We start from the raw sequence: 20,999 nt of genomic DNA, 5'->3' as shown, positions 1-20,999 counted from the left end.
CGGGGCGCGGCCGATGCCAGCCAGACCGATAAAAGAAACCCGGCGCCGCCTTGCGCCGGGTTTTTTCATGCCGCGCCAGCAGGGCTTGCTGGCTCGCGCCTACTGGCTCAGGCGCAGCCGGCTGATCTCGCCGGCGATCTGCTGGAACACCGGGACGACCTGCTCGGCGGTGCTGGCCGAATGATACATCGTCGTCTCCGAGGCGCAGCGGCGCAGCATCGCGGCGTCGCCGTCGACCACCCGAACCGTGTAGAGCCGGATGCCGTTGGCCTTGACATTGGCGCAGGCGAGTTCGGTGCGCGCGTCGATCTCGGAACCCGTGGTGGACCAGCGGTTCTGGGTGTTGTCGCCATCGGTCAGCAGGATGATGATCCGCTCGAGATCGGGCTCCTGGGCCAGCGTGCGCGCATTGGTCAAGGGCAGCGACGGCGTCAGCATATGCAGGCCCCAGACCAGGCCGATCGTGACATTGGTATTGCCCGAGGGGTTCATCGCCGCGACCTTGTTGGTCAAGGCGGTCCAGTCGTTGGTCAGCGGCAGGATGGTGGCAAGCTTGCCGGTCGAACAGTTGCGGGCGGGAAAATTCGTCGCATTCGATGTCGGAGTGGTGTCGCTGACGTCGTGGGACTGGTCGCGGTCGATGACGCAGCCGGTCCAGCTGCTCGCGGTCAGATTGCTCGGGTAGCGCAGCCAGGTTTCGTTGCGATAGGCCGTGCCGACATTCACCTGGGTGTCGAAAGGCACGATGCCGATCCGGACCGCATCGGGCCGGTTGGTCGACACCGCCTGCAGCGTGTTGATCAGGTTGGTGGCGGCGGTCTTGAGCGCGGTCATCTTGTTGGCGCTCGCCATCGAGCCGGTATTGTCGAGCACCAGCACGAGATCGATCTTCTTGGTGCGCCATATGGCGCTGGCGGTGGCGGAAATGGTCAGGTTGCCGTCGCTCAGGAGGTTGGCGACCATCGGTTTGATCTGGCCGCTGCCGTTGACCCTGACGGCGGGGCCATCCAGCACGGCGGTGACGGCAAGGCCGGTCAATATGCTCGGATTGATATTGCCTTCGACGACGGCGCGCGCCGCGGCATTCAGATCGCCGGTCAGCCTGCCGTCCGCGACCTGGCGCGCCACGCTCAGCGCCGCGGCATCGACGGCCGCCTGCAGGCGCGCGTCCTGCTGGCTGACGCGACTCAGGTCGACCGCCGCGCAGATCATCATCATGATGGGATACAGGGCGACGGCGAAGGCGACGGCTATGGCGCCACGATGATCATCGCGAAATTGCCGAAAAAAGTTCCACATCAAGGAGTGATCCTGTGTCTACGACCCAGGAGCACAATAGAGACGACAAAATAAGCAATCGGAATCGGACGGGATTCAATTGTTGATTGATTTTACCGATGATATTAACTTGACATTTACCTAGAGCCTCCGGAAGAATGCTGGAAACCCGCCGAAACAGTGCTTTACGTTAGGTCGTGTTACGTCAGGAGGGCCCTGGTCGCTGCCGCAACGTCAGATTGGCGCATTAAACTTTCGCCGACCAACAAAGTCCGGATGCCAATGGCGGCCAGCCGCTGGACATCCGCCGGCGTGGCAATGCCGCTCTCGCCGACAATGATCCGGTCCTTCGGCACGCGCGGCGCCAGGCGCTCGGATGTCGCCAGCGTCACCTCGAACGTCCGCAGGTTGCGATTGTTGATGCCGATCAGCCGCGAGGGCAGGCGCAGCGCCCGGTCGAGCTCGGCGTCGTCATGCACCTCGATCAGCGCGTCCATGCCGTAGTCCGTGGCGGCGGCGACCAGGTCGGCAGCGAGCGCGTCGTCGACGGACGCCATGATCACCAGGATGCAGTCGGCGCCCCAGAGGCGGGCTTCGGCGACCTGGTAGACGTCGTGCATGAAGTCCTTGCGCAGCGCCGGCAGCGTCGTTGCCGCGCGGGCGGCGGTCAGGAACTCGGGCGCGCCCTGAAACGACGGCGCATCCGTCAGCACCGACAGGCAGGTCGCGCCGCCGGCCTGATAGGCCCTGGCGAGCCCCGGCGGGTCGAAATCAGGACGGATCAAGCCTTTGGACGGGCTCGCTTTTTTGATCTCGGCGATCAGCGCCTTGCGGCCTGCCGCGATGGTCGCCTCGATGGCCCGGGCGAAACCGCGCACGGGTGCGGCCCGGCGCGCCTCGGCGTCGATGACCGCGAAGGCCTTCTGCTGTTTGGCCGCGACGATTTCGGCGCGCTTATAGGTCTCGATCGTCTTCAGGATATCGGCCATGGCGGCGGCGTCCCCAGCTCATTCGGCATGCGATATGGCGATCAGGCGTTCGAGCCGGAGCGCCGCGCCGCCGCCATCGATCGAGGCCTCGGCCATGGCGAAACCCTCCAGCAAGGTCGCTGCTTTGCCGGCTACGACCAGGGTCGCGGCGGCGTTCAGCGCCGCGACGTCGCGATAGGCGTTCCTGGCGCCGGTCAGCACGGCGCGCAGCGCATCGGCATTGTAGCCGGCATCGCCACCCTTCAACGCACCGGTGGCGCAGAGCGCGAGCCCGACATCGCCAGGGCTGATCTGGAAGGTCGAGATGCGGCCGTCCCTGAGTTCGGCCACGGCGGTCGGGCCGGTGCCGGTGATCTCGTCGAGCCCGTCCGAACCATGGACGACCCAGGCGCGGGTCGAGCCGAGATTATTCAGCACTTCGGCGAGCGGCTCGACCCATTGGTGCGAGAACACGCCAACCATCTGCCGCTTGACGCCGGCCGGATTGGACAGCGGGCCGAGCAGGTTGAACACGGTGCGGGTGCCGAGCTCGACCCGGGTCGGGCCGACATGTTTCATCGCGGGATGATGCGCCGGGGCGAACATGAAGCCGATGCCGGCGTCACGAATGCAGCGGGAGATCGCCTCCGGCGTCAGGTCGATCCTGACGCCGAGCGCCATCAGGCAGTCGGCGGCGCCCGAGCGCGACGACAGCGCGCGGTTGCCGTGCTTGGCCACCGGCACGCCGGCGCCGGCGACGATGAACGCGGCGCAGGTCGAGATGTTGAGCGAATGGGAGGCGTCGCCGCCGGTGCCGACCACGTCGACCGCCTCGGCCGGCGCGTCGACCCGCACCATCTTGGCGCGCATGGTGGCGACCGCGGCGGTGATTTCCTCGACGGTTTCGCCGCGCACGCGCAGCGCCATCAGGAAACCGCCGACCTGCGAGGGCGTCGCCTCGCCCGACATGATCATGTTGAAGGCGCGCTCGGCCTCGGCGCGGTCGAGGCTGGCGCCACCGGCGACGGTGGCGATCAGGGACTTGAACTGTTCCATCAGCGTCGCCTCCGGGCCTGGTTCCATTCGGTGGCGAGGGCCAGGAAATTGCCGATCATCCGGTGGCCGTGCTCGGAGGCGATGCTTTCCGGGTGGAACTGCACGCCGTGCACCGGCCGCTGCTTGTGCATCAGGCCCATGATGACGCCGTCGGCGGTCTCGGCGGTGATTTCCAGGTCGCCGGGCCAGCTGAGGCGGTCGACGGTCAGCGAGTGATAGCGGGTCGCCTGGAACTTGCCGTTGATGCCGCGGAACACGCTACGGCCGGAATGGCTGATCTCGGAGAGCTTGCCATGCATCGGCGCTGGCGCCCGGATGACCGTGCCGCCGAAGGCCTGGCCCATGGCCTGGTGGCCGAGGCAGACGCCCAGCATCGGAATGGTCGCCGAGGCCTTGTCGACCAGCTCCAGGCAGATGCCGGCTTCGTTCGGCGTGCAGGGGCCGGGCGACAGCACGATGGCGTCGGGATCGGTCGCCATCACCTGGTCGGCGCTGATCTTGTCGTTCCTGACGACCTCGACCTCGGCGCCCTGGCCGCCGATATAATGGACCAGGTTCCAGGTGAAGCTGTCGTAATTGTCGATGAGGGTGATCTTCACTGGCCCCTCCCGGCGCGCGCCGCCGTCTTCACCGCTTCATCGGCCGCGGTCAGCAGGGCCTTGGCCTTGTTGACGCATTCGGCCTGTTCCATGGCGTTGACGCTGTCGGCGACAATGCCGGCGCCGGCCTGAACATACATGACGCCGTCCTTGACCACAGCGGTGCGCAGCACGATGCAGGTGTCCATGGCGCCGGTGGCGGAGAAATAGCCGACGCAGCCGGCATAGAGGCCGCGCTTTTCCTTCTCCAGTTCGTCGATGATCTGCATGGCGCGGACTTTCGGCGCACCCGACACGGTGCCTGCCGGGAAGCCAGCGGCCATGGCGTCGATCAGGTCGTGCCTGGGATCCAGCTCGCCTTCGACATTCGAGACGATGTGCATGACATGCGAATAGAACTCGAGGAAGAACTGGTCGGTGACATTGACCGTGCCGATCTTCGAGACCCGGCCGACATCGTTGCGGCCGAGATCGAGCAGCATGAGATGTTCGGAACGCTCCTTCGGATCGGCCAGCAGATCTTCGCCCAGCCGCTTGTCGTCGGCCGGCGTCGCGCCGCGCGGCCGGGTTCCGGCGATCGGGCGGATGGTCACCTGGCCGTCGCGCACCCGGACCAGGACCTCGGGCGAGGAACCGGCGACCGAAAAGCCGTCAAAGGCCAGATAATAGAGAAAGGGTGACGGGTTCACCCGCCTGAGCGCCCGGTAGAGCGAGAACGGCGGCAGCTGGAACGGCGTCGAGAAGCGCTGCGACAGCACGACCTGGAAGATGTCGCCGGCGCCGATATAGTCCTTGGCCCGGTCGACCATGGCCGAATAATCCGCCTCGCTGGTGTTCGAGACGAGGCCCGCCATGATCTCGGCATGGTCGGGCAGGGGGGTCTGCTTGTCGAGCGGCGTGTCGAGCGCGTCGACCACCGCGATCAGCCGGTCGACGGCGCGGTCATAGGCGGCCTTGGCGGCCTGGCCGGCCTGTGCGCGGACCGGGGTGACGACGGTGATCTGGTCCTTCACCGCATCGAAGACCAGCACCACGGTCGGCCGGATGAACAAGGCATCGGGCAGGCCGAGCGGGTCCGGATTGATATCCGGCAAATGCTCCATCTGGCGGACCATGTCGTAACCGAGATAGCCGAACACGCCGGCCGCCATGGGCGGCAGCCGGTCGGGAATGTCGATCTTGCTTTCGGCCAAAAGCTTGCGCAGCTCGACCAGCGGCGCTTCCGGCAGCGGCGCGAAGGCGGCCCGGTCGGCGCCCGGGCGCCGGTTGATCTCGGCGACCGAACCGCGGCAGCGCCAGATCAGGTCGGGCTCCAGGCCGAGGATCGAGTAGCGGCCCTTGACCGCACCGCCCTCGACCGATTCGAGCAGGAAGGCATTGGCCCTGGATCCGGCGATCTTGAGATAGGCCGAGACGGGGGTTTCCAGGTCCGAAACGAGGGTCGTCCAGACCACCTGCGGCTTGGCGGTGGCGTGAACGGACGCAAAGGCCTCGAAGGCCGGTTCGATCTGCATGGTCGTTCTCCCGAGGGCGAACAGGGCGGCGTCTAGCCGCCGTCGCCGGCTCCGATCGCGCGGCGCAGCACCGTCTGATTGACGTTGGCACCGAAGTCCTTTTGCAGGCGCGCGATATATTGACCGAGGATGTCGTCCTCGATCGACTGGGTCAGTTGGGCCTGGGTTCGCGCATCGACCGGGGCATTGGCCGGCAGCGCGACATCCAGGGTGACGAAGACGATCCGGTCGATGCCGTCGGCGGCTGGCGCATTGGCGACGCTGCCCTTGGGCGTGACGAACAGGGTCTGGACAGCGCCCGAACCCCAATCGCCTTCAGTCGCCGTGCGGGTGAGCGCGCCGCTGGTCTTGACCTCGAGACCGAGCGGCTGGGCGAGCTCTGCGAGCGTCTTGCCCTGGCGGACCGCCTCGGTCATCTCGGTCGCCGCCTTGGCGATCCGGTTCTTCACCTCTTCCTCACGCCATCGGGCCTCGACGCGGTCCTTGACCTCGTCGAGCGCGCGGTCGCGCGCCGGCGTGATGGCGGCCACTTCGTACCAGATCGACGCGCCGGTCTGGCGGACCTGGACCGCCTCGTTCTCCATGCCGACATCGGCGCGGAACGCGGCCGGCAGCAATTCGGCGCCACCGACCAGGTTGAGCTGGGCGCCGGACGGGTCCTGGCCGCTCTGGTCGACGGCGTCGACGACGCTCACCGCCAGGCCGACCTTGCTGGCGATGTCGGCGAGCGGCAGGCCGCTGGCGCGCTCGCGCTCGATCTTGTCGTGCAGGTCGTTCACCGCGACACGCCCCAGTTCACGGGCGAGCCGGATCCGGGCCTGCTCGCGCATGGCCTCGGCGTTGAACGGCTCGGCCTTGGTGACCCGCAGCAGCACGGTGCCGAAGCTGCCGCGAACCGGCTCGCTGACAGTGCCTTCGGCGAGCGCGAAAGTCGCGTCGCGGACCGGCGGATCGGTTATCTCGGCGCGCGACAGCGTGCCGAGCGTCAGGTCGGTGTCGGAAATGTTGCGTTCCTTGGCCAGCTCGGCGAAATCAAGGCCGGCCTTGATGCGCGCCGAGGCGGCGGCGGCCTCTTCGGCATTGGCGAAGGTGATCTGCTGGACCGTGCGCTTCTCGGCGGTGTCGCGCAGGCGGGCGACCTCGGCGTCGATCTGATCGGCGGGAACCTCGACAAAGGCCGCCTGTTCTTCGGGCGACAGGGTCAGCATCACCAGCTTGCGGTATTCCGGCGCACGAAAGGCGGCGCGGCGCGCGTCGAAGAAGGTCTGCAGGGTGGCGGCATCGGGGGCCGGCACGTCGCCAGCCGAGCGCGCGCCGATCGTCACGAACTGGGCGGTGCGGGTTTCCGCCTGGTAGCGCGCCATGGCATCGAGCAGCACCTGCGGCGTGCCGAGCTTGTCGGAAATGGCGCCGGCGATCTGCTGGCGCACCGCCACCCGGCGTTCGCTATCGATATAGGCCTGCTCGGTGAAGCCGTTCTGGCGCAGCAGCTCGCGGAAGGTGTTGACGTCGAACTGGCCGGTCGGCCCGCGGAACGACGGCGAGGTGACGATACGGTTGCGAATCGTGGCGTCGTCGATGCCGAGGCCGAGCTGGCGGCCGCGCTCGTCCAGCGTGGCGTCGGTGACGAGCTGGCTGAGCACGCGCTGGTCGATGCCGAACGAGCGCGCCTGATCCGGCGTCACGCCGCGGCCGAGCATGCGGCCGAGGTTCTGGACCTCGCGATTATACATGGTCTGAAAGGTCTGCTGGGAGACCTGCGTGCCGCCGATGGTCGCCAGTGTCGTCGATGTGCCGCCGCGGAAAATGTCGCCGATGCCCCAGATCGCGAAACTGCCGACGAGCAGGCTCATCAAGGCGATGAGCACGAGACGCATGAAGCCCGTGGCGAAGGTGGTGCGAATGCCGGTCAGCATGCCCGTGCGATCTCCGGTTATGACGGCGTGAGCCCGTGGGGCCCCAAAAAAGTTGGCGGAGCATAGTGACCACCCCTGGTTCGGGCAAGGTCGCGCGGTAGCCCTGAAACGCGCCATCTGGTAGCAAGCCGCGAAACAACCGAGGAGGTCTTGATGGCGCTGCGTCCCCTAGTCGCCGGCAACTGGAAAATGAATGGCTCGAAGAAGGCGCTGGAGGAAATCGGCGCCATGGCCGAGGGCTATGACGCGACGCTGCGCGGCAAGGTCGATCTGATGATCTGCCCGCCGGCGACCCTTTTGCAACTGGCCGCGACCAGCGCGCTCGGCACCCGCATCGCCATTGGCGCGCAGGACTGCCACACCGAGACCACCGGCGCCTTCACCGGCGACATCGCCCCGGACATGCTGGTCGAAAGCGGCGCCACCGCCGTCATCGTCGGTCATTCCGAGCGCCGCCAGTATCATGCCGAGACCGATGCGCTGGTCGCGGCCAAGGCCTTTGCCGCGATCCGCGCCGGGCTGACGGCCATCGTCTGCGTCGGCGAGACCCGTGCCGAACGCGAGGCCGGCAAGACGCTCGCCGTCGTCGGCCGGCAGGTTCAGCGCTCGGTGCCGGAGGATGCCACGCCGGAAGCCGTGGTTGTCGCCTATGAGCCGGTCTGGGCGATCGGCACCGGCCTGACGCCGACCGCGGCCGATGTCGCCGAGGTCCACGCGCTGATCCGCAAGAAGCTGATCCAGCGCCACGGCAAGCAGGCGGCGGGCATCCGCATTCTCTATGGCGGCTCGGTCAAGCCGTCCAACGCCAAGGAATTGATGGCGGTCGCCAATGTCGACGGCGCCCTGGTCGGCGGCGCCAGCCTGAAGGCGGCGGACTTCCTGGGAATCGCCGCGGCCTATCGCTGACGGCGGCGGCTTGCCGCAGGGCAGTCTTGCCCGGCTGGCGAATGGCCGCGGGCGCGCCCATATGGAGGCTAAGTCGAAGGCTGCGGGCGGCCTTCGGCCGGGCTTTCCCCAGGCGAATGAAGCTTGCCGCATTCCTGGGCAATCCGGGGTAGGCAAGGCCAATTCGATCGTGTAGAGACCCGCTTTCCTTATCTCGAAGGACCGTCGAGCCTCCATGCAGACCGTCATTCTCGTCGTCCATCTGATGATCGTGATTGCACTGATCATCGTTGTTCTGTTGCAGCGCTCCGAAGGCGGTGGCCTCGGCATGGGCGGCGGCGGCAATTTCATGTCGTCGCGCGGCACGGCCAATGTGTTGACCAGGGCGACCGCCATTCTGGCGGCGGCCTTCTTCTTCACCTCGATCGTGCTGGCTCTGCTTGCCACCCAGGCCCGCGGGCCGCGCTCCATCCTGGAACAGGGCACGGCACCGGCGGCTCCATCCGCTCCCGCGGTGCCCGGCGCGCCGGCAGCTCCGCAGGTTCCGCCGTCGGGGCAGGGTGGTGGCACGGGCGTGCTCGAAGGGCTTCGCGGCCTGTCGCAGCCGCCGGCCGCACCGGGGGGTTCGCAGCCCCCGGCAGCGCCCGGTTCGCAGCCGCCGGCCGCGCCCTCGCGGTAACCGGCGACCCCGGACGTCAGTCCGGGCATCTGCCATAAGGCGCTTTTCGGGCGCCGGACGTGATCACAGCAAGGGCCGGGCAACCGGCCCTCGTTTTTTTGTGGGAGTGCGGGCGTCATCGCGACGCATGGCGCTACCCGAATCGCACTGAGAGCTTTAAAGAGGAAGCCCCATGACGCGGTATATTTTCATCACCGGCGGCGTGGTTTCGTCCCTGGGCAAGGGGCTTGCCTCGGCGGCGCTTGGCGCCTTGCTTCAGGCACGCGGCTATTCGGTCCGCCTGCGCAAGCTGGATCCCTATCTCAATGTCGATCCGGGCACGATGAGCCCGACCCAGCACGGCGAGGTGTTCGTCACCGACGACGGCGCCGAGACCGATCTCGACCTTGGCCATTACGAGCGGTTCACCGGCCGGCCTTGCACCCGCCAGGACAATATCACCACCGGCCGGATCTATCTCGACATCATCACCAAGGAGCGGCGCGGCGACTATCTCGGCGCCACGATCCAGGTGATTCCCCATGTCACCGACGCCATCAAGGATTTCGTCCGCACCGGCAACGAGGGTTATGATTTCGTCCTGGTCGAGATCGGCGGCACGGTCGGCGACATCGAGGGCTTGCCCTATTTCGAGGCGATCCGTCAGCTCGGCAATGAATTGCCCAAGGGCGACAGCATCTATGTGCACCTGACGCTGCTGCCGTTCATCGCCTCGGCAGGCGAGCTCAAGACCAAGCCGACCCAGCATTCGGTGCAGGAACTGCGCTCGATCGGCATCGCGCCCGACATCCTGTTGTGTCGCTGCGACCGGCCGATCCCGGAAGGCGAGCGCAAGAAGCTCGCTTTGTTCTGCAATGTCCGTCCCTCGGCGGTGATCGAAGCGCAGGACGCCGCCTCGATCTACGACGTGCCGCTCGCCTATCACCGCGCCGGCCTCGACGACGAGGTGCTGCGCGCCTTCGGCGTCGAGCCGACGGGCGGCCCCGACATGCGCCGCTGGGCCGATGTCTCCGACCGGGTGCACAATCCGGAAGGCGAGGTCACCATTGCCATCATCGGCAAATATACCGGGCTGAAGGATGCCTATAAGTCGCTGATCGAGGCGCTGGCCCATGGCGGCATGGCCAACCGGGTCAAGGTCAATCTCGACTGGATCGAGAGCGAGGTGTTCGAGAAGGAAGATCCTTCGCCCTATCTCGAACATGTCCATGGCATCCTGGTGCCCGGCGGCTTCGGCCAGCGCGGCGCCGAGGGCAAGATCCGCGCGGCGCAATTCGCCAGGGAGCGCAAGGTGCCCTATTTCGGCATCTGTTTCGGCATGCAGATGGCGGTGATCGAGGCGGCGCGCAATCTCGCCGGCATTGCTGCCGCCAATTCGACCGAATTCGGCCCGACGGCCGAGCCGGTGGTCGGCCTGTTGACCGAGTGGCTGCAGGGCAACGAGCTGGTCAAGCGCAACCAGGCGAGCGATCTCGGCGGCACCATGCGGCTCGGCGCCTATACGGCGCACCTGAAGCCGGACAGCAAGATCGCCGCGATCTATCGCTCCGACATGATTTCCGAGCGCCACCGCCATCGCTACGAGGTCAATCTCGACTACAAGGCGCGGCTCGAGGACAAGGGCCTGGTGTTCACCGGCCTGTCGCCCGACGGCGTCTTGCCCGAAACAATCGAATATCCCGAGCATCCGTGGTTCGTCGGCGTGCAATATCACCCTGAACTGAAGAGCCGGCCGTTCGAGCCGCATCCGCTGTTCCGTTCGTTCATCGAGGCGGCCAAGGTGCAGTCGAGGCTGGTCTGATCAGCCATTCGCCCCCTTGCACGTCATCGGCTTCGCCGATTGACGGCTTCAACCGGAAACAATCCTGCCCTAGCATGCCTCATCCGATTTGGCTGGGGCTGGCTCATGATCGCAGATTATCTATCGGGGTTTCCCGCATTCCTGGCGCATTTCGTCATGGCGATCGGTTTCGTCGCCATCTTCGTCTGGATCTATACTTGGCTGACCGGGCATGACGAGATCGCCCTGATGCGCCAGGGCAATGTCGCCTGCGCTCTTGCCTTCACCGGCAGTATTGTCGGCTTTTCGCTGCCGCTGGCGAGCTCCATCGAATATTCGGTGTCGATCCTCGACAATGCGATCTGGGCCGCCGTTTCGCTGCTGGTTCAGCTCGGCGTCTACCTGCTCGTCAAACTGGTGTTCAAGGACCTGACGCGGCGGATCGAAGACGGCGAACTGCCGGCCGGCATCTGGCTGGCCGGTGTGTCCATTGCCGCCGGCCAGCTTGCCGCGGCGTCGATGACCACTTGAGGGTCGCGCCATGACCATGCAATCTCCCCGCCCTGACAATCCCGACCAAAAGCGTTCGCGCCTGCTGTCGCCCGCCGGGCTCGGCGCGATCGCGGTGGTTGGCGTCGGCGCACTCGCCGTGACCAATGGTTTCGGCCTTGGTGGCCAGCGCAACTGCAACACGACCAACCGGATCGCCACGACCGCCCAGCAATGCGAGGCGTCGGTGCCGGGGCCGAGCTGCGCCACCGTCTTCGCCGGCGGGGCACCGGCGGTCGGACTGACCCAGAACAGCGCCGGGACGTGGCAGCATCAACCGCTGCGTGCGGCCGCCGGCGGCAGTTATGTCGACATGTCCGGCCGGACCTTCACCGCCGGCCGCACCTGCCGCTCGGGGTCGTCCGGATCCTATTATTTCTGGGGCGGCGGCCATTCCTCGGGCGGGACCTCGTCGGGCTGGTCGACCGCCAACCAGAGCCAGGGCGTCCAGCGCGCCGGCTTCGGATCCACGGCCCACGCCATGTCCGGCTCGAGCGGGAGCTGACATGCAGCGCAAAACCATGGCGGAACGTCCGAACTGGCGCGCGCTGGCGGATGAATACGGCTTTGCCTATGCGATGCCGGACGGCGAGCGCTACTGGGACGAGAGCGCGGCCTATCTGTTCACCATGCGCGAGATCGAGGACGACCTCGAACATGCCGCGACGGAAATGGTGGCGCTGTGCGGCGAGTTGGTCGGCCGGGCGGTGCGCGACGAGGCCTATCTCAAGCGCCTGAAGATACCCTCGAATTTCTGGAACTGGATCGCCGAGAGCTGGAACCGCTCGGATCCGAGCCTCTATGGCCGGTTCGATTTTGCCTATGGCGGCAATGGCCCGCCCAAGCTGCTCGAATTCAACGCGGATACCCCGACCGCGCTCTACGAGGCGGCGGTGTTCCAGTGGCTGTGGCTCGAGGACCGCATGGCGGCCGGCGTCCTGCCCAAGAACGCCGACCAGTTCAACAGCCTGCACGACAAGCTGATCGCCCGCTTCGCCGCCTGGCCGCGCGTCGGCCCGATGCACATGACCGCCTATTCCACCGAGATCGAGGATCGCAAGACCGTCGAATATCTCTCGGAATGCGCAACCGCCGCCGGCCACAAGGTGGTGCTGATCGACATTGCCGGCATCGGCCGGGACGGGCAGGGCCGTTTCGTCGACGAGCAGGACCGGCCGATCCAGACCCTGTTCAAGCTCTATCCCTGGGAATGGCTGATCCACGAGCCGTTCGGCGTCTCGATTCCGCTGACCTCGACGGTGTGGATCGAACCGGCCTGGAAGATGCTGTTGTCGACCAAGGCGATCCTGCCCGAGCTGTGGCGGCTGGCGCCCGGCCATCCGAACCTGCTCGAGGCCTATTTCGAAGAGGATGCGGCGGCCAAGTCGCTCGGCAACACCTATGTCGCCAAGCCGCTGATGTCGCGCGAAGGCGCCAATATCGAGATCCGCAAGGGCGGCGTCACCGCGGTGGCGCCGGAAGGGCCCTACCAGAACCTGCCGCGCATCGTCCAGGCGCTGGCGCCCGAGGCCGTGTTCGACGGCATGCGCCCGGTGATCGGCTCGTGGATCGTCGACGACCAGCCGGCCGGCATCGGCATCCGCGAGGACAAGGGATTGGTCACCGGCAACATGTCGCGCTTCGTGCCCCACGCGATCATCGGTTGATCCGGCGGCTGCGGTCTGCCAGAACCCTCTCCGATCCGGAGAAGCCCATGACCGCGCAAACGACCGTCACCGTCGGTTCCGTCCGCTTTGGCAACCGCCTGCCCTTGGCGTTGATCGCCGGCCCTTGTGCGATGGAAAGCCGCGCGCACGCGCTGGAAGTGGCGGCTGCGCTGAAAGAGATCGCGGCGCGGGTCGGCATTGGCCTCGTCTACAAATCCTCGTTCGACAAAGCGAACAGGACCTCTGGAAAATCGTCCCGGGGCATAGGATTAAAGGCCGCGCTGCCGATTTTCGCCGAGATCAAGCAGACGCTCGGCCTGCCTGTGGTCACCGATGTCCATGAGATCGAGCAATGCGCGCCGGTCGGCGAGGTGGTCGATATCCTGCAGATCCCGGCCTTCCTGTGCCGCCAGACCGACCTTCTGGTCGCCGCCGCGAAAACCGGCCGCGCGGTCAATGTCAAGAAAGGCCAGTTCCTGGCACCCTGGGACATGGCCAATGTCGCGGCCAAGGTGACGGAAGCCGGCAATCCCAATGTCATGGTGACCGAGCGGGGCGCCTCGTTCGGCTACAACACCCTGGTCACCGACATGCGCGGCCTGCCGATCATGGCGGAGACCGGCGCGCCGGTCATCTTCGATGCCACCCATTCGGTGCAGCAGCCCGGCGGCAAGGGCGCATCGTCGGGCGGCCAGCGCGAATTCGTGCCGGTGCTGGCGCGCGCGGCGGTGGCGGTCGGCGTTGCCGGCGTGTTCATCGAGACCCACCCGGATCCGGACAAGGCGCCGTCCGACGGGCCCAATATGGTGCCCCTGCGCGACATGGAGAGCCTGCTGAAAACCCTGGTGAGCTTCGACAAGCTCGCCAAAGGGCTGGCCTGACGGCAAAATCGCCGACGATTCGAACCGGATATCCTCGATGACCGACCGCACCTGCCTGTCCGTCGTGCTCGCCGCCGGCGAAGGCACGCGCATGAAATCGGCCAAACCCAAGGTGCTGCACGACATCGCAGGCCTGTCGATGGTCGGCCATGTGCTGAACGCGGTGGCGGGTGCTGGCGGCACCGCCGCGGCGGTCGTGGTCGGCCCGGGCCGCGACGATGTCGCTGCCGAAGCGCGGCGGCTGGTGCCGGCCGCGACCATTCATGTCCAGACCGAACGGCTCGGAACGGCCCATGCCGTGCTTCACGCCGAAACCGAGCTGGCCAAAGGTTATGACGACGTGATCATCGCCTTTGGCGACACGCCGCTGGTGCGCCCGGAGACTTTCGGCCGGTTGCGCCAGGCGGTGGCGGCGGGCGCCGCCGTCGTGGCGCTCGGCTTCGAGGCCGCCGACCCGACCGGCTACGGCCGGCTGGTGATCGACCAGGGCGAACTGACCGGCATCGTCGAGCACAAGGACGCATCGCTGGCCGAGCAGCTGATCACGCTGTGCAATGGCGGCCTGATGGCGCTTGCCGGCGCCCATGCGCTGGCGCTGCTGAAACAGGTCGGCAATGGCAATGCCAAGGGTGAATATTACCTGACCGACGTGGTGGCGCTGGCGCGCGCCGCGGGCTTGCCGACGGCGGTGGTGGTGGCCCCCGAAGAGGAGGTGCGCGGCGTCAACGACCGGGTGCAGCTCGCCGAGGTCGAGGCGATCGCGCAAGGCCGCCTGCGCGCCGCCGCGATGCGCGCGGGCGTCACCATGACAGCTCCCGACACGGTGTTCCTGAGCTTCGACACGGTGATCGGCCAGGACGTCGTGCTGGAACCGCATGTCGTGTTCGGCCCGGGCGTCAGCATCGACAGCGATGTCAGCATCCGCGCCTATTCGCATCTGGCCGGCTGCCATGTCGCGTCGGGCGCGGTGATCGGCCCGTTCGCGCGCATCCGGCCGAAAAGCCGGATCGGCGAGAAGGTCCATATCGGCAATTTCGTCGAGGTCAATCGCAGCGTGCTCGCGCCGAAGGTTGAGGCCAATCACCTGGCCTATCTCGGCGATACGACGGTCGGCGAGGGCACCAATATCGGCGCCGGCACCATTACCTGCAATTTCGACGGCGCCGACAAGCACCCGACGGTGATCGGCCGGGATGTCTTTGTCGGTTCGAATTCGACGCTGATCGCGCCGCTGACCATTGGCGACGAGGTGCTGATCGCCGCCGGCAGCACGATCACCCAGAATGTCGAGGCCGGCGCGCTGGCCTTCGGCCGGCCGCGCCAGGCGACGATCCCAGAGCGCGGCGCGGAGAAGATCCGCGCCAACAAGACGCGCCGGGCCGAACGCAAGGCCCGCGGCGGGTAGTTTTTGCGAGGTGCGAGGACTTGGCCTTGCACTTCGGCTAGCCGTCCTTCGGGGCTCGCAAGAGCTCGCACCTCAGGATGAGGGGGATTGGTCTAATGCATTGATGTTGCTAATGAATATCAACCGCTTGAGCGCATTTGGCATCACCTCAATGCAAGTCTCACCACTCCTCATCCGGAGGTGCGAGCTCTTGCGAGCCTCGAAGGACGGCCTACCGTGGTGCCAGGCGCCGAAGGCGCGCCGCTACTGCCGGCTCATGTTCCAGAACACTGTCACCGGCGCCGGGACAATGCCGGTGATGTTGCTGCGTGTGGCCATCCGGTCGCGCCTCTGGCCGAGCGGGACCAGCGGTGTCCATGCGATCGCCCTCAGCTGCACGGCGGCGGCGATCTCTTTCTGGCGTGCCGGGTCGGTTTCGCGGGCGAAGCTGTCGCGCAGGCGCTCCATCTCGGGGTCGCAGGGCCAGCCGATCATGGCGCGCTCGCAGCGCGAGTTGAGGAAGCCGGTCATCACCGGATCGAGAATGTCGGCGGCGCTCCAGGACGAGGCATAGGCGCTCCAGCCGCCGGCATTGGCCGGATCGCGCTTCTGCAGCCTGGAGACCAGGGTCGCCCAATCCATCGCCTGCATGTCGACGACAAAGCCGGCGCGCTCCAAGAGAGCCTTGGCCACCGGGGCGAGGTTGGCGAGCGCCGCGACGTCGGTCGCGTGCAGCAGCACGATCGGCGTGCCGTCATAACCCGCCTCCTTGAGCAATTCGCGGGCCCGCCGGGCATTGCCCTCGAGCAGTCCGTCCATGCCGGCCTCCGTCATCAGGCGCGACGGACAGACGAAGATCGAGCGGCAGACCGAATAGAACTCGGGATTGCCGACGGTCGCCTGCAGGAAATCCTCCTGGTTCAGGGCGTGCCAGAGGACATGGCGGATCCGCGGGTCGTCGAACGGCTTCTGCAGGTGATTGGGCCGGAAGCTGTACTGGCTGCCGAGCGGATTGGCGTTCCACATCCGGATGTTGCGGTCGGCCTCGAGCAGCGGCGCCTGATCGTGGGGCACGGCCTCCAGGACATCGATCTCACCGGCCAGCAGGGCGTTGACCGCCTGCTGCTGGTCGGCCAGCACGAGCCACTCGATCCGGTCGAAACGCGCCACCTTGCCGCCGGCAAGTCCGGAGGGCGGCTCGGCGCGCGGCCGGTAGCCGTCGAAGCGGGTATAGACCGCCTTGTTGCCGGGCCGCCATTCATCGCGCCGGAAGACGAATGGCCCGGAACCGACGACCTCGGAAATCTGCACCGTCGGCGGGGTTTCGGCGAGGCGTTTCGGCATCATGAAGGGAACCGTCGATGACGGCTTGCCGAGCGCATAGATCAACAGGCCGGTCTTTTCCTTCAAGGTGATGGTGAAGCTATCCGGACCGGCCGGGGTCATCGTGTCGACAAAGCCCAGCACCGTCTGGCCGAGCGTGTCGCGGGCGCCCCAGCGCCTGATCGAGGCGATGCAGTCTTCCGCCGTCACCGGCTGGCCGTCATGCCAGACCAGGCCCTGGCGCAGGGTGAAAGTGTAGGTCAGTCCGTCGGCCGAGGCCTCGAAGCGGTCGACCATTTGCGGCTTGATCTCGCCATTCGCATCCATCGCGAACAAGGTGTCGAAGACCATGTAGCCGTGGTTGCGGGTGATATAGGCGGTCGAAAAGACCGGGTCGATGGCGCGCACGTCCGCATGCATGGCCACGCGCAGCACGGACTGGGCCACGGCGGCCGATGCCGACAGCAACGGCGCGAGGGCCAGGACGGCCGCAACCAGCGCTCTTCTCATCATAGACATCGGATTTCCCTGGAATTTCTCGCCATGCCGGTGATCGCGGGCCGGCCGCCAACGGCATTTCCTTGGTTTCACCGGCGGGTTCCTGCGCTATAGCAGGGAAACCGCCGGATCGATGCGACCGCCGGTTCATAAGGCAGGTCGGGCCCGTTGATCCACAGCATAGCCCGGCCTCGTACACGCTGCTGCATGTCTCAATCCGAAACATCAATTCATTTCAGTCGTGTCCGGCTTCACCGTTAAACCGACTTTGACAACGGATCGGCTATCAGGGGCCGGATTCGGACGGAGCAAACGCGCATGTGTGGGATCATCGGCATCCTCGGCAAGAACCCGGTCGCTCCGCAACTCCTCGACAGCCTGAAGCGGCTCGAATACCGCGGTTATGATTCGGCCGGCGTCGCGACGCTGGAGAACGGCGTGCTGGTGCGCCGGCGTGCCGAGGGCAAGCTGCGCAATCTGGAGGCGGTGCTGGCGCGCGAGCCGCTCCAGGGGCGGATCGGCATTGGCCACACCCGCTGGGCCACCCATGGCGCGCCGACCGAGGTCAATGCCCATCCCCATGCCTCCGACGGCGTGGCGGTGGTCCATAACGGCATCATCGAGAATTTCCGCGAGCTGAGGGTCGAACTCGAAGCCAGGGGCGTGGTCTTCTCGACCCAGACCGACACCGAAGTGGTGGCGCATCTGGTCGGCCAGCAAATGAAGGCCGGCAAGAGCCCGGTCGAGGCGGTCGGCAATATTCTGCCGCGGCTGCGCGGCGCCTTCGCGCTCGCCTTCGTCTTCGAGGGCAATGACGACCTGCTGATCGGCGCGCGCAAGGGCTCGCCCCTGGCGGTCGGTTATGGCGAGGGCGAGATGTATCTCGGCTCGGACGCCATTGCGCTGGCTCCGTTCACCTCGGCCGTGGCCTATCTCGAAGAGGGCGACTGGGCGATCCTCGACCGGCAATCGGTGGAGATCCGCGACGAGGCCGGCCTGGTGGTCCACCGCCCGGTGATCCAGTCGACCGCTTCCGCCTTCCTGGTCGACAAGGGCAATCACCGCCACTTCATGCTCAAGGAAATCTACGAGCAGCCGGAAGTGGTGGCGCGCACCACGGCCCATTACCTCGACATGGCCAACGGCAAGGTGCGCCTGCCGGCCGACCTGCCGTTCGACTGGGCCAAGCTGCCGCGCATCTCGATCGCCGCCTGCGGCACCGCCTATCTCGCGGGACTGACCGCCAAATATTGGTTCGAGCGTTTCGCCCGCATCCAGGTCGACATCGATATCGCCTCGGAATTCCGCTATCGCGAGACGCCGATGGTGCCGGGCGGCCTGATGATCGTGGTGTCGCAATCGGGCGAGACCGCCGATACGCTGGCGTCGCTCCGCTATGCCAAGGAAAACGGCCAGCACGTGCTGGCGGTGGTCAACGTGCCGACCTCGACGATCGCGCGGGAGAGCCACATCGTCATGCCGACGCTGGGCGGACCGGAGATCGGCGTCGCCTCGACCAAGGCCTTCACCTGCCAGCTGGCGGTGCTGGCTTCGCTCGCCATTGCCGCCGGCAAGGGCCGCGGTTTCATCGACGAAGCCGACGAGGACCGCCTGGTCCGCGCCATGATGGAAGCGCCGCGCTATATCAACGAGGCCTTGAAGCTCGAAGGCCATATCGCGCAGATCGCGAAGTCGCTGTCGAAGGCGCCGAACGTGCTCTATCTCGGCCGCGGCACCAGCTATCCGATCGCGCTGGAAGGCGCGCTGAAACTGAAGGAGCTGTCCTATATCCACGCCGAGGGTTATGCTGCCGGCGAGTTGAAGCACGGTCCCATCGCGCTGGTCGACGAGGCCATGCCGGTGGTGGTCATCGCGCCCTATGACCGGATCTACGAGAAGACGGTCTCGAACATGCAGGAGGTCGCGGCGCGCGGCGGCCAGATCATCCTGGTCACCGACGAGAAGGGTGCCGAACATGCCGGCATCGATTCGATCGCCACCATCGTGCTGCCGGACCTGCCATCGACCATCACGCCGCTGGTCTATGCCGTGCCGGTCCAGCTGATCGCCTATCACACGGCGGTGGAGATGGGCACGGATGTCGACCAGCCGCGCAATCTCGCCAAGAGCGTCACGGTGGAGTGACGCCGGTTCGGCCGGTTCCGGATGTCAATCCCGGCGACAATGGAGCGGGGGACGGCGACACATGGACCAGTCCGAACTCGACCGCGAGGCCGCCGCTTTCTTCGACGCATTCGTCGTGGCGTTCCAATCCTTCCGGGGCAGCGAAATCGCGCGGCGCTACGTTGCTCCCTATGTGGCGCTTCACGATGACGGCTCGCGGGAATGTTTCGGCTCGGATATCGAAATAGCGCAATATTTTCAGCGTGTGGTCAGCGTCTATCACGACCAGGGCTGTCGATCCTGCCGCTACCACGACCTCGCCGTGGCGCCGCTCGGCGGACAATCCGCGCTGGCGAGCGTGACATGGGAGCTCTTGTCGGGGGAGGGCGTGGTGATGAGTTCGTGGCGCGAGTCCTACAACCTCTGTCGCATCGATGGCCGGTTTCGCGTCTTCGCGTCGGTCGACCACGTGACTTGAAGCGCTTATCCGCTCAGACCTGCCCGCGGGTCCTGATGATGCGGGCCGAGACCACCACGACATAGGCCAGGAACAATAGAGCCAGGGTCGCCGGCAGGCCGTTCGGCGGCCACAGATCCATGCCGAGGCCGGCCATGGGCGGCCCGACGATCAGACCGACCGAATACATGACGACGAAGGCGGCATTGGCCTGGGCGAGATCGGCGCCGCGGAAGCGGCTGCCGAGATGGGTGAGGCCAACCGTGTAGAGGGCGGAGACAATGCCGCCCCAGACGAACAGCAGCGCCATCAGCGCCTCGCGTGGCATCGGCACGATGGCAATGAGCGCCATGCCGATCGTCCCGGCGACACCGCAGAACAGCAGGACGAAGCGCCGGTCGACGCGGTCGGCGACCAGCCCGATCGGGATCTGGAACAGGAGATTGCCGAGCGAGACCAGCGAAATCAGCGTCGCGGCGCCGGCCGCGTCGAAGCCGATCGAGGTGCCATAGAGCGGCAGCAGCGCGAAGGCCCCGGTCTCGGCGGCGCCGAAGACCAGCGCCGCCAGCGTTGCCGCCGGCGCCACCCACAGGAAGGCGGCGAAACCGCGCGAGGGCTTTTCGTCGATGGTCGGGGCCATGCCCTTGGACAGCGCCACCGGCAGCGAGGCCAGGGCGAACAGGGCCGAACCGACCAGATAGGGCGCCGGGCCGGAGGTGCCGACCAGGGTCAGGATCTGCGGGCCGGACGCGAAACCGAGCGACAGCGCGGTGGCATAGATGCCGAGCACCAGGCCGCGGCGCGCCTCCGGGGCGACCGCGTTGATCCAATATTCCGACAGCACGAACAGCACGGTGAGCGCCGCGCCGAAAACGAAACGCAACGGGAACCAGGCCCAGAGCGGCTCGACCACCAGGAAGCCGAGGAACGAGGCGATGCCGAGGGCGATGGCCGCCGCCAGCACGGCGCGCACGCCGTAGATGCGCGCCCAGCCCGAGATGAACGGCGCAAAAATGATGGTGGCGACGCCGCCCATGGCCGTGTTGAGGCCGATCATGGTGCGCGACGCGCCCTTGGCGTCGAGCGCGAAGGACAGAAGCGGGATCGACAGCGACAGGCCGAGGCCGACGGCGACGATGCAGGCGACCGCGGCCCCGATCGACAGAACGAGGCGGCGCGTTTCAGGATCGGGGTTCAACACGGTGCTGGTCATGGCTGCGGCCTGTCATGGCCAAGCAACAGGGCCATGACAAGGCGGCAGCGCGCCGGGCTGCTCAGCGCTTGATCGCGCCGGCCTCGGCGGAACCGGCGGGGAGGCACGGGATATCCGGCAGATCGCGGATTGTTCAGCCAGTCGTTGCGACGGCTGCATGATACCGGCGGGCCTGCGACAAGCCGGTCCCAGATATCCGAAAATCGAGCCTTGACGGGCAAAATGACG

General features: G+C 66.6%; 18 protein-coding genes. 10 read left to right on the top strand and 8 right to left on the bottom strand.

Annotated features, from left to right (window positions below; genetic code table 11):
* Window positions 1-99 precede the first annotated feature (99 nt).
* The 6 genes from E8M01_RS32915 to E8M01_RS32890 all read right to left on the bottom strand — a co-directional run bounded on the left by E8M01_RS32915 (window position 100) and on the right by E8M01_RS32890 (window position 7,331).
* Window positions 100-1,299, bottom strand: a complete 1,200-nt coding sequence (locus tag E8M01_RS32915) for a vWA domain-containing protein (protein WP_136964033.1) — start codon at window positions 1,297-1,299, stop codon at window positions 100-102.
* 179 nt (window positions 1,300-1,478) lie between these two features.
* On the bottom strand, window positions 1,479-2,267 hold the full coding sequence (gene trpC / locus E8M01_RS32910; RefSeq protein ID WP_136964032.1) for an indole-3-glycerol phosphate synthase TrpC: 789 nt from the start codon (window positions 2,265-2,267) through the stop codon (window positions 1,479-1,481).
* A gap of 18 nt (window positions 2,268-2,285) precedes the next feature.
* Window positions 2,286-3,302, bottom strand: coding sequence for an anthranilate phosphoribosyltransferase (gene trpD, locus E8M01_RS32905; protein ID WP_136964031.1), 1,017 nt, complete (start codon window positions 3,300-3,302; stop codon window positions 2,286-2,288).
* The gene (locus E8M01_RS32900) at window positions 3,302-3,901 is read right to left on the bottom strand and encodes an anthranilate synthase component II (protein ID WP_136964030.1); all 600 of its coding nucleotides are present in this window, start codon (window positions 3,899-3,901) and stop codon (window positions 3,302-3,304) included. The genes trpD and E8M01_RS32900 overlap by 1 nt, the downstream gene beginning before the upstream one ends.
* Window positions 3,898-5,415: an anthranilate synthase component I gene (trpE, locus tag E8M01_RS32895; protein ID WP_136964029.1), complete on the bottom strand. Its 1,518-nt coding sequence runs from the start codon at window positions 5,413-5,415 to the stop codon at window positions 3,898-3,900. The genes E8M01_RS32900 and trpE overlap by 4 nt, the downstream gene beginning before the upstream one ends.
* Window positions 5,416-5,447: 32 nt before the next feature.
* The gene (locus E8M01_RS32890) at window positions 5,448-7,331 is read right to left on the bottom strand and encodes a peptidylprolyl isomerase (RefSeq protein WP_170182180.1); all 1,884 of its coding nucleotides are present in this window, start codon (window positions 7,329-7,331) and stop codon (window positions 5,448-5,450) included.
* Window positions 7,332-7,484: 153 nt separating this feature from the next.
* Between E8M01_RS32890 and tpiA the strand changes: the two genes are divergently transcribed.
* The 8 genes from tpiA to glmU all read left to right on the top strand — a co-directional run bounded on the left by tpiA (window position 7,485) and on the right by glmU (window position 15,177).
* Window positions 7,485-8,237, top strand: a complete 753-nt coding sequence (gene tpiA, locus E8M01_RS32885; protein WP_136964027.1) for a triose-phosphate isomerase — start codon at window positions 7,485-7,487, stop codon at window positions 8,235-8,237.
* Window positions 8,238-8,451: 214 nt separating this feature from the next.
* Window positions 8,452-8,895 (top strand): preprotein translocase subunit SecG, encoded by a 444-nt coding sequence (gene secG, locus E8M01_RS32880; protein WP_136964026.1) that lies wholly within the window; start codon window positions 8,452-8,454, stop codon window positions 8,893-8,895.
* 172 nt (window positions 8,896-9,067) lie between these two features.
* Entirely contained in the window at window positions 9,068-10,696 is a 1,629-nt protein-coding gene (locus E8M01_RS32875; protein WP_136964025.1) for a CTP synthase, read from the top strand.
* A 105-nt stretch (window positions 10,697-10,801) separates the two neighbouring features.
* Window positions 10,802-11,206 (top strand): DUF350 domain-containing protein, encoded by a 405-nt coding sequence (locus E8M01_RS32870; RefSeq protein ID WP_136964024.1) that lies wholly within the window; start codon window positions 10,802-10,804, stop codon window positions 11,204-11,206.
* A 10-nt stretch (window positions 11,207-11,216) separates the two neighbouring features.
* Complete coding sequence (locus E8M01_RS32865) at window positions 11,217-11,729, top strand: hypothetical protein (protein ID WP_136964023.1); 513 nt, start codon at window positions 11,217-11,219, stop codon at window positions 11,727-11,729.
* 1 nt (window position 11,730) lies between these two features.
* Window positions 11,731-12,891 carry a glutathionylspermidine synthase family protein gene (locus tag E8M01_RS32860; protein WP_136964022.1) on the top strand — a complete coding sequence of 387 codons (1,161 nt, stop codon included), beginning with the start codon at window positions 11,731-11,733 and terminating at the stop codon, window positions 12,889-12,891.
* A 47-nt stretch (window positions 12,892-12,938) separates the two neighbouring features.
* Window positions 12,939-13,772: a 3-deoxy-8-phosphooctulonate synthase gene (gene kdsA, locus E8M01_RS32855; protein ID WP_136964021.1), complete on the top strand. Its 834-nt coding sequence runs from the start codon at window positions 12,939-12,941 to the stop codon at window positions 13,770-13,772.
* A 37-nt stretch (window positions 13,773-13,809) separates the two neighbouring features.
* Window positions 13,810-15,177 (top strand): bifunctional UDP-N-acetylglucosamine diphosphorylase/glucosamine-1-phosphate N-acetyltransferase GlmU, encoded by a 1,368-nt coding sequence (gene glmU / locus E8M01_RS32850; protein WP_136964020.1) that lies wholly within the window; start codon window positions 13,810-13,812, stop codon window positions 15,175-15,177.
* 243 nt (window positions 15,178-15,420) lie between these two features.
* Here the strand turns inward: glmU and E8M01_RS32845 are convergent, their stop codons facing one another.
* Window positions 15,421-16,998 (bottom strand): ABC transporter substrate-binding protein, encoded by a 1,578-nt coding sequence (locus E8M01_RS32845; protein ID WP_136964019.1) that lies wholly within the window; start codon window positions 16,996-16,998, stop codon window positions 15,421-15,423.
* Between the two features lie 297 nt (window positions 16,999-17,295).
* Here E8M01_RS32845 and glmS point away from each other — a divergent pair, with 297 nt between their 5' ends.
* On the top strand, window positions 17,296-19,122 hold the full coding sequence (gene glmS, locus E8M01_RS32840) for a glutamine--fructose-6-phosphate transaminase (isomerizing) (RefSeq protein ID WP_136964018.1): 1,827 nt from the start codon (window positions 17,296-17,298) through the stop codon (window positions 19,120-19,122).
* Between the two features lie 61 nt (window positions 19,123-19,183).
* Window positions 19,184-19,579 carry a hypothetical protein gene (locus tag E8M01_RS32835; RefSeq protein ID WP_136964017.1) on the top strand — a complete coding sequence of 132 codons (396 nt, stop codon included), beginning with the start codon at window positions 19,184-19,186 and terminating at the stop codon, window positions 19,577-19,579.
* 13 nt (window positions 19,580-19,592) lie between these two features.
* Here the strand turns inward: E8M01_RS32835 and E8M01_RS32830 are convergent, their stop codons facing one another.
* The gene (locus E8M01_RS32830) at window positions 19,593-20,771 is read right to left on the bottom strand and encodes an MFS transporter (RefSeq protein WP_136964016.1); all 1,179 of its coding nucleotides are present in this window, start codon (window positions 20,769-20,771) and stop codon (window positions 19,593-19,595) included.
* Window positions 20,772-20,999: the final 228 nt, after the last annotated feature.

The organism is Phreatobacter stygius, assembly GCF_005144885.1.
GTDB lineage: Bacteria > Pseudomonadota > Alphaproteobacteria > Rhizobiales > Phreatobacteraceae > Phreatobacter > Phreatobacter stygius.
This window is presented reverse-complemented; position numbering and strand designations above follow the sequence as displayed.

Coding starts and splice junctions, on each gene's coding strand:
- E8M01_RS32915 (WP_136964033.1), bottom strand. CDS start 1,299: ATGTGGAACTTTTTTCGGCAATTTCGCGATGATCATCGTGGCGCCATA.
- trpC (WP_136964032.1), bottom strand. CDS start 2,267: ATGGCCGATATCCTGAAGACGATCGAGACCTATAAGCGCGCCGAAATC.
- trpD (WP_136964031.1), bottom strand. CDS start 3,302: ATGGAACAGTTCAAGTCCCTGATCGCCACCGTCGCCGGTGGCGCCAGC.
- trpE (WP_136964029.1), bottom strand. CDS start 5,415: ATGCAGATCGAACCGGCCTTCGAGGCCTTTGCGTCCGTTCACGCCACC.
- E8M01_RS32890 (WP_170182180.1), bottom strand. CDS start 7,331: ATGCTGACCGGCATTCGCACCACCTTCGCCACGGGCTTCATGCGTCTC.
- tpiA (WP_136964027.1), top strand. CDS start 7,485: ATGGCGCTGCGTCCCCTAGTCGCCGGCAACTGGAAAATGAATGGCTCG.
- secG (WP_136964026.1), top strand. CDS start 8,452: ATGCAGACCGTCATTCTCGTCGTCCATCTGATGATCGTGATTGCACTG.
- E8M01_RS32875 (WP_136964025.1), top strand. CDS start 9,068: ATGACGCGGTATATTTTCATCACCGGCGGCGTGGTTTCGTCCCTGGGC.
- E8M01_RS32870 (WP_136964024.1), top strand. CDS start 10,802: ATGATCGCAGATTATCTATCGGGGTTTCCCGCATTCCTGGCGCATTTC.
- E8M01_RS32865 (WP_136964023.1), top strand. CDS start 11,217: ATGACCATGCAATCTCCCCGCCCTGACAATCCCGACCAAAAGCGTTCG.
- E8M01_RS32860 (WP_136964022.1), top strand. CDS start 11,731: ATGCAGCGCAAAACCATGGCGGAACGTCCGAACTGGCGCGCGCTGGCG.
- kdsA (WP_136964021.1), top strand. CDS start 12,939: ATGACCGCGCAAACGACCGTCACCGTCGGTTCCGTCCGCTTTGGCAAC.
- glmU (WP_136964020.1), top strand. CDS start 13,810: ATGACCGACCGCACCTGCCTGTCCGTCGTGCTCGCCGCCGGCGAAGGC.
- E8M01_RS32845 (WP_136964019.1), bottom strand. CDS start 16,998: ATGTCTATGATGAGAAGAGCGCTGGTTGCGGCCGTCCTGGCCCTCGCG.
- glmS (WP_136964018.1), top strand. CDS start 17,296: ATGTGTGGGATCATCGGCATCCTCGGCAAGAACCCGGTCGCTCCGCAA.
- E8M01_RS32835 (WP_136964017.1), top strand. CDS start 19,184: ATGGACCAGTCCGAACTCGACCGCGAGGCCGCCGCTTTCTTCGACGCA.
- E8M01_RS32830 (WP_136964016.1), bottom strand. CDS start 20,771: ATGACCAGCACCGTGTTGAACCCCGATCCTGAAACGCGCCGCCTCGTT.